Raw genomic sequence first — 6,571 nt, forward strand, 5'->3', positions numbered from 1 at the left:
GGGGGCGGCCCCCGGCACGGGCGCGGCGTCGGGCTGCGGGTGGGCGGCGGCACCCTCGGGCGTGCTCATGCGCACCATCCTCGCATCGCGCGGTGCCGCGGCGCCCGGGACCCCGCGCGGGCCGGCACGCGGGCGCGCGACGAGGTCGACCGGGCGCGCGGCGAGGTCAGCCGGCCGCGGCGTCCGGCGACGCGTCCCGGGGCGACCCCGGCGCCTTCTCCGGGTCGTCCCCGGGCGGGATCCGGCAGATCCACTCCACGACCAGCCCGGCGGCGGCCAGCACCAGGGCGCCGAGCACCGCCAGCCCCGCGGCGAGCGCCCGCTCCCGCTGCGCCTCGATGCCGAGGTCGCCGAGCACGTCCAGCACCTGCGCCGCGTACCAGCCGGCGAGCAGCGCGCCGGTGTAGCAGGACGCCTTGGCCAGCACGGCGGTCCGGGCCGCCCGCATCGGGTCGAGCGTCGGGTGCTTGCCGCGCAGGTACTGCCGCACCGACCAGCCCATCGCCAGCACGACGGCCGCGATGAGCACGAGCACGCCGACCATGAGCCACGGCACCTGCGGCAGCACGACGCCCCGGCTGCCGAGGGCGCTCACGACGAGCCAGCCGACCGCCGCCGCCACGACGGCGATCAGCACGAGGGTGCGGACGCGGGTGCGCTGCATCAGGGGTCCTGCCGCCCGGTGGGGGTGCCGCCCAGCGGGTCGGACCACGCGACGGGCCCGCCGCCGAGCGGGTCGCCGCCGAGCGGGTCCCCGCCCGGCCGGTCGCCCGCGGCGCCGTCGTCGTCGCCCGCGCCGCCCGGGTCGGGCTGCGCGGCCGGCACCGGCGCGGTCAGCCAGTCGAGCGCGAGCCAGCGGACCCCGTCGCGGTCCGGCGCCGTGGCGGCGAGCTGCGCGACGGGTCCGCCGCCGAGGCCGTGCAGCACGGCGTCCGGCTGCACCTGCGCCCACGGCTGCAGCACGAACGCCCGCTCGTGGGCCCGGGGGTGCGGCAGCTCCAGGTCGTCGGTCACGGCCGACACGTCCCCGTACACGATGATGTCGACGTCGAGGGTCCGCGGGCCCCAGTGCACGAGGCGCTCCCGCCCGTGCCGCCGCTCGACCTCGGAGGTGGCGCGCAGCAGGTCGCGGGGCGACAGCGTGGTGCGGGCGATCAGCACCGCGTTGAGGAAGTCGGGCTGCTCGGGCCCGCCGACGGGCGCCGTGCGCGCCAGGGCCGACACGTCGAGCACCTCCAGGCCCGGGACGGCGGCCAGGTCGGCGACCGCGTCCCGCAGGGTGTCCTGCGCGGCGCCGAGGTTCGAGCCGATGGCGAGCACGACCTCGACCGGCGCGTCCGGCGCGGCGTCGAGGGCGTCGGCCACCAGCTCGGCCTCGACCACCTCGTCGGCGTCCCAGGCGTCCGCCGGGTCGCTCGGCACGGGACCCGGGGGCGCCGGCGGCAGGTCGAGGTCCCCGGGCACGGGCACCGCGGCGAGCGGCAGCACGGCGGTGGCCCCGGGCGCCACGGGCGCGACGGGCTCGGCCGGCGCCGTCGGGGGCACCGGCGCGGGCTCGGCCGCGGGCAGCGCCGGCGCGCCGGCCCCCTCCGGCAGCCACCGCGGCGCGTCGTCCGGCACCGGCTCCGCGGCGGGCAGCCACGTCCGGTCCCGGCGCACCTCGACCACCACGTCGCCGAACGGCACGGTGATCGGCGCCTGCGGCTTGTGCACGGCGACGTCGACGCACTGCACCTGCGGGTGCGCGAGCACCGTCGCGGCGATCCGCTCGGCGACGGTCTCGACGAGGTCCGCGGGCTCGCCGGCGAGCACCGTCACCACCTGCTCGGCGAGCACGCCGTAGTTGAGGGTGTGCCGCAGGTCGTCGGTCGCCGCGGCCCGCCGGGTGTCGAGGTGCGCGACCACGTCGGCCACGAACGTCTGCCCCTCGCGGCGCTCGTGCTCGAAGACCCCGTGGTAGCCGGTCGCCGTGACGCCGGTCAGCCGGATCCGGTCCAGCCGGTGGCCGTCCCGCCCGGGCACGTCCGCCTCGTCGCTCATCCCTCGTCCTCCCCGGACGGCGCCGCCGCCCTCCACCGGGCCGCGACGCGCACCGCGTCCGCCGTACCCCGTACCTCGTGCACCCGCACGCACCACGCCCCGGACGCGGCGGCGAGCGCGGACACCGCCGCGGTCGCCGCGTCCCGCCGCTCCGGCGGGACCGGCACGCCGTCCTCGCCCGCCAGCAGGTGCCCGAGGAACCGCTTGCGGGACGCCCCGACCAGCACCGGGAACCCGTCGGCGACGAGCTCCGGCAGCCGCGCGAGCAGCGGCCAGTTCGCGGAGCCCGGCTTCGCGAACCCGAGCCCCGGGTCGAGCACGACCTGGTGGTCGGCGACCCCGGCCGCGCGCAGCTCGGCGACCCGGTCGGCGAGCTCGCGCCGGACGTCGGTCACGACGTCGTCGTACTCCGCCAGCGAGTCCATGACGTCCGCGTGCCCGCGCCAGTGCATCGCGACGTACACCACGCCGGTGCGGGCGACGACGCCGCGGATCTCCGGGTCGGCCAGGCCGCCGGACACGTCGTTGACGACCACGGCGCCCGCCGCGACGGCGGCCTCGGCCACCTCCGCGCGCGTGGTGTCGACGCTGACCGCCGCGCCGCGCGACGCGAGCTCGCGGATCACCGGCAGCACCCGGTCCAGCTCCTCGGCCACCGGCACCCGCGCCGCGCCGGGCCGGGTCGACTCGCCGCCGACGTCGAGCAGGTCGGCGCCGTCCGCCAGCAGGGAGAGCCCGTGCGCCACGGCCGCGTCGGGCGCGAACCACCGCCCGCCGTCCGAGAACGAGTCGGGCGTCACGTTCACCACCCCCATGACCAGGGTCCGGCCCGCACGACCGGCGGCGGTCGGCGCGGGCGGGAGCGGCGAGGGGGGACGCACGTCCGTCAGCCTAGGCGGTCGACCGGGGCGCACGGGAACGGGTTCCGGGCCCCTCAGCGGCCGAGGACGAGGCTCATCGCCTCGGCCCGGGTGGCCGGGTCCCGCATCTGCCCGCGCACCGCGGACGTCACGGTGCGGGAGCCGGGCTTGCGCACGCCGCGCATCGACATGCAGAGGTGCTCGCACTCGACGACGACCAGCACGCCGCGCGGCTCGAGCACCTCGACCATCGCGTCGGCGATCTCGCCCGTCATCCGCTCCTGCACCTGCGGCCGCCGCGCGTACACGTCGACGAGCCGGGCCAGCTTGCTCAGGCCGGTGACCTTGCCCGACTGCCCGGGGATGTAGCCGATGTGCGCGACGCCGTGGAACGGCACGAGGTGGTGCTCGCAGGTCGAGTACACCTCGATGTCCTTGACCAGGACCATCTCCTCGTGCCCGATGTCGAACGTCGCGCTCAGCACGTCGTGCGGGTCCTGGCGCAGCCCCGCGAAGATCTCCTGGTACGCCCGGGCCACCCGGGCCGGGGTGTCCCGGAGCCCCTCGCGGTCGGGGTCCTCCCCGACCGCGAGCAGCAGCTCCCGGATCGCCGCCTCGGCGCGCGCGGCGTCGTACGCCGGGACGTCGCGGCGCCGGCCACGGCCGTCGGCCGCCACCGTCAGGCGTCCGGCGTCTGGCTCGGCGGCACCTCGACCGCGATCGCGGCGGGGTGCTCGTCCTTCGCCGCGGCGGCCTCGTCCTGCGGGACGACCGCGCCGTTCTGCTCCGCCTTCTCCTTCGGCGTCAGCACCGGCGGGCGGTCGGAGACGGAGCGCTGCTCGCTCGACAGCCACACCTCGCGCGGCGGGCGCTTGGTGATCGGCTCGAAGATGACCGCCAGCTCCTGCTGGTTGAGGGTCTCCTTCTCCAGGAGCTCCAGCACCAGGTGGTCCAGCACGTCGCGGTACTCGATGAGGATCTCCCACGCCTCGGTGTGCGCGGCGTCCATGAGCTTGCGGACCTCGACGTCGACCGTGCCGGCGACCGTCTCGGAGTAGTCGCGCCCGTGGCCCATGTCGCGGCCCATGAACGGCTCGCTGCCGTCGGTGCCGAGCTTCACGGCGCCGACGCGCTCGCTCATGCCGTACTGCGTGACCATCTTGCGGGCCGTGGCGGTGGCCTTCTCGATGTCGTTGCTGGCGCCGGTGGTCGGGTCGTGGAACACGAGCTCCTCGGCCACCCGGCCGCCCATGGCGTACGCGAGCTGGTCGAGCAGCTCGTTGCGCGTGGTGGAGTACTTGTCCTCCGTCGGCATGACCATCGTGTAGCCGAGGGCGCGGCCGCGGGGCAGGATCGTCACCTTGGTCACCGGGTCGGTGTACCGCAGCGCCGCCGCCACCAGGGCGTGGCCGCCCTCGTGGTACGCGGTGATCTTCTGCTCCTTGACCTTCATCACGCGGGTGCGCTTCTGCGGGCCGGCGATCACGCGGTCGATGGCCTCGTCCAGCGCGCGGTTGTCGATGATCTGCGCGTTCGACCGGGCGGTGAGCAGCGCGGCCTCGTTCAGCACGTTCGCCAGGTCGGCGCCGGTGAAGCCCGGCGTGCGACGGGCGACGGCCTCGAGGTCGACGTCGGTGGCCATCGGCTTGCCCTGCGCGTGCACCTGGAGGATCCGCTCGCGGCCCTTGAGGTCCGGCGCCTCGACCGACACCTGCCGGTCGAACCGGCCCGGGCGCAGCAGCGCGGGGTCGAGGATGTCGGGGCGGTTGGTCGCCGCGATGAGGATGACGTTGGTCTTGACGTCGAAGCCGTCCATCTCGACCAGCATCTGGTTGAGGGTCTGCTCGCGCTCGTCGTGGCCGCCGCCCATGCCGGCGCCGCGGTGCCGGCCGACGGCGTCGATCTCGTCGATGAAGATGATCGCCGGGGCGTTCTGCTTGGCCTGGTCGAACAGGTCGCGCACGCGGCTGGCGCCGACGCCGACGAACATCTCGACGAAGTCCGAGCCGGAGATCGAGTAGAACGGCACGCCCGCCTCGCCCGCGACCGCGCGCGCCAGCAGGGTCTTGCCGGTCCCGGGCGGGCCGTACAGCAGCACGCCCTTCGGGATCTTCGCGCCGACCGCCTGGAACTTGTCCGAGTCGGAGAGGAACTCCTTGATCTCGTGCAGCTCCTCGACGGCCTCGTCCACGCCGGCGACGTCCGCGAACGTGACCTGCGGCGTCTCCTTGGTGACGAGCTTGGCCTTCGACTTGCCGAAGGACATCACCCGCGAGCCGCCGCCCTGCATCGACGACATCAGGAACCAGAACAGGCCCAGGATGATGACGAACGGCAGCACCAGCGTCAGCAGGCTGCCCCACCACGACTGCTGCGGGACGTCCGAGGTGTACCCGCCGGACGGGTCGGCGTCGGCGATGGCCTCGACCACGGTCGGCCCCTGCGGCACGACGTAGTAGAACTGCACGTTCTTGCCGAGGTTGTCGCCGTCCTTGACGAAGTCCTCGGAGAGCGTGAGGTCGACCCGCTGCGAGCCCTCGGTGACCAGGGCCTGGTCGACCTTGCCGTCCTGGAGCAGCTCGAGGCCGTCGGAGGTGTCGATCCGCTGCACGCCGGAGGACATGAAGGCGCTGGCCGCGATCCACAGGATCACGACGGCCACGATGATCCACAGGACGGGTCCGCGGGTGAGGCGCTTGAGTGTCATGGGCAGACGGGGGCAGGCCCCCTCGTCCCTCCGGTCGCAGGGGTGGAGTCTTCAGAAGTTACACGCCGAACCTGGCCGCACGGCCCGTGTTCGCCCAGGGCGGGACGCGCCCCTGCGCGCCCCGCCGCGGTCAGGACGAGTAGACGTGCGGCGCCAGGGTGCCGACGCACGGCAGGTTGCGGTACTTCTCGGCGTAGTCGAGGCCGTAGCCCACGACGAACTCGTTGGGGATGTCGAACCCGACGTAGCGCACGTCGACCTCGACCTTGGCCGCCTCGGGCTTGCGCAGCATCGTCGCGATCTCGACCGACGCCGGGCCGCGGCTCCGCAGGTTCGCGAGCAGCCACGACAGGGTCAGGCCGGAGTCGATGATGTCCTCGACGATCAGCACGTGCCGACCGGTCAGGTCGGCGTCCAGGTCCTTGAGGATCCGCACGACGCCGGACGACTTGGTGCCGGAGCCGTAGGACGACACCGCCATCCAGTCCATCGCGAGCGGGGTGCTGATCCGGCGGGCCAGGTCGGCCATCACCATGACGGCGCCCTTGAGCACGCCGACGAGCAGGATCTCCCGGCCGGCGTAGTCCTCGTCGATCCGGGCCGCGATCTCGTCCAGGCGGGTCCCGAGCTGCTCCTCGGTCAGGAGCACGCGCTCCAGGTCCGCGCCCATGTCCTCCACGTTCACCGCTGCGGGTCTCCCTCGTCGTCCGGCTCGACGGCCCGGCGCTGCGCCCGGACCCGCGCGCGCACGACGTCGTCCGGGTCGGTCGACGGGGGTGCTGCGCGCAGCGCAAGCCTGCCACACGCGCGGGTCGCCGCCACGCGCCCGGGCAGGTGCACGGGGCCCTGGCCGCGCCAGTGGGTCACGAGCGCGGCGACCGCGGCGACGTGCGCGCGGGTGACCGAGCCGGCGGGGGCGCCCGCGCGGACGGCGGCGGCCCGGAGCGCGCGGTGCCGCAGCGCG

The 6,571-nt window shown here is 75.3% G+C and carries 7 protein-coding genes; all 7 read right to left on the minus strand.

What is annotated here, in order from left to right; translation table 11 throughout:
* Positions 1–166: 166 nt before the first annotated feature.
* Positions 167–664 (minus strand): DUF3180 domain-containing protein, encoded by a 498-nt coding sequence (locus J5O08_RS20085; protein ID WP_217615792.1) that lies wholly within the window; start codon positions 662–664, stop codon positions 167–169.
* Positions 664–2,040 carry a 2-amino-4-hydroxy-6-hydroxymethyldihydropteridine diphosphokinase gene (gene folK, locus J5O08_RS20090; protein ID WP_218708681.1) on the minus strand — a complete coding sequence of 459 codons (1,377 nt, stop codon included), beginning with the start codon at positions 2,038–2,040 and terminating at the stop codon, positions 664–666. The genes J5O08_RS20085 and folK overlap by 1 nt, the downstream gene beginning before the upstream one ends.
* Positions 2,037–2,921 (minus strand): dihydropteroate synthase, encoded by an 885-nt coding sequence (folP, locus tag J5O08_RS20095; RefSeq protein ID WP_374226001.1) that lies wholly within the window; start codon positions 2,919–2,921, stop codon positions 2,037–2,039. The genes folK and folP overlap by 4 nt, the downstream gene beginning before the upstream one ends.
* Positions 2,922–2,974: 53 nt before the next feature.
* Complete coding sequence (gene folE, locus J5O08_RS20100; RefSeq protein ID WP_218708682.1) at positions 2,975–3,577, minus strand: GTP cyclohydrolase I FolE; 603 nt, start codon at positions 3,575–3,577, stop codon at positions 2,975–2,977.
* 2 nt (positions 3,578–3,579) lie between these two features.
* Positions 3,580–5,607, minus strand: coding sequence for an ATP-dependent zinc metalloprotease FtsH (gene ftsH / locus J5O08_RS20105; protein WP_218708683.1), 2,028 nt, complete (start codon positions 5,605–5,607; stop codon positions 3,580–3,582).
* 130 nt (positions 5,608–5,737) lie between these two features.
* Complete coding sequence (gene hpt, locus J5O08_RS20110; RefSeq protein ID WP_147795449.1) at positions 5,738–6,292, minus strand: hypoxanthine phosphoribosyltransferase; 555 nt, start codon at positions 6,290–6,292, stop codon at positions 5,738–5,740.
* Positions 6,289–6,571 (minus strand): TilS substrate-binding domain-containing protein (locus J5O08_RS20115; RefSeq protein ID WP_218708684.1); only part of this gene is annotated, 283 nt, incomplete at its 5' end. The genes hpt and J5O08_RS20115, both read right to left, overlap by 4 nt.

It is taken from the genome of Cellulomonas sp. PS-H5 (assembly GCF_019265565.1).
In the GTDB taxonomy this organism is placed as follows: Bacteria; Actinomycetota; Actinomycetes; order Actinomycetales; family Cellulomonadaceae; genus Cellulomonas.

Excerpts from the sequence above, each read along its gene's own strand:
- J5O08_RS20085 (WP_217615792.1), bottom strand. The coding sequence starts at position 664 with ATGCAGCGCACCCGCGTCCGCACCCTCGTGCTGATCGCCGTCGTGGCG.
- folK (WP_218708681.1), bottom strand. The coding sequence starts at position 2,040 with ATGAGCGACGAGGCGGACGTGCCCGGGCGGGACGGCCACCGGCTGGAC.
- ftsH (WP_218708683.1), bottom strand. The coding sequence starts at position 5,607 with ATGACACTCAAGCGCCTCACCCGCGGACCCGTCCTGTGGATCATCGTG.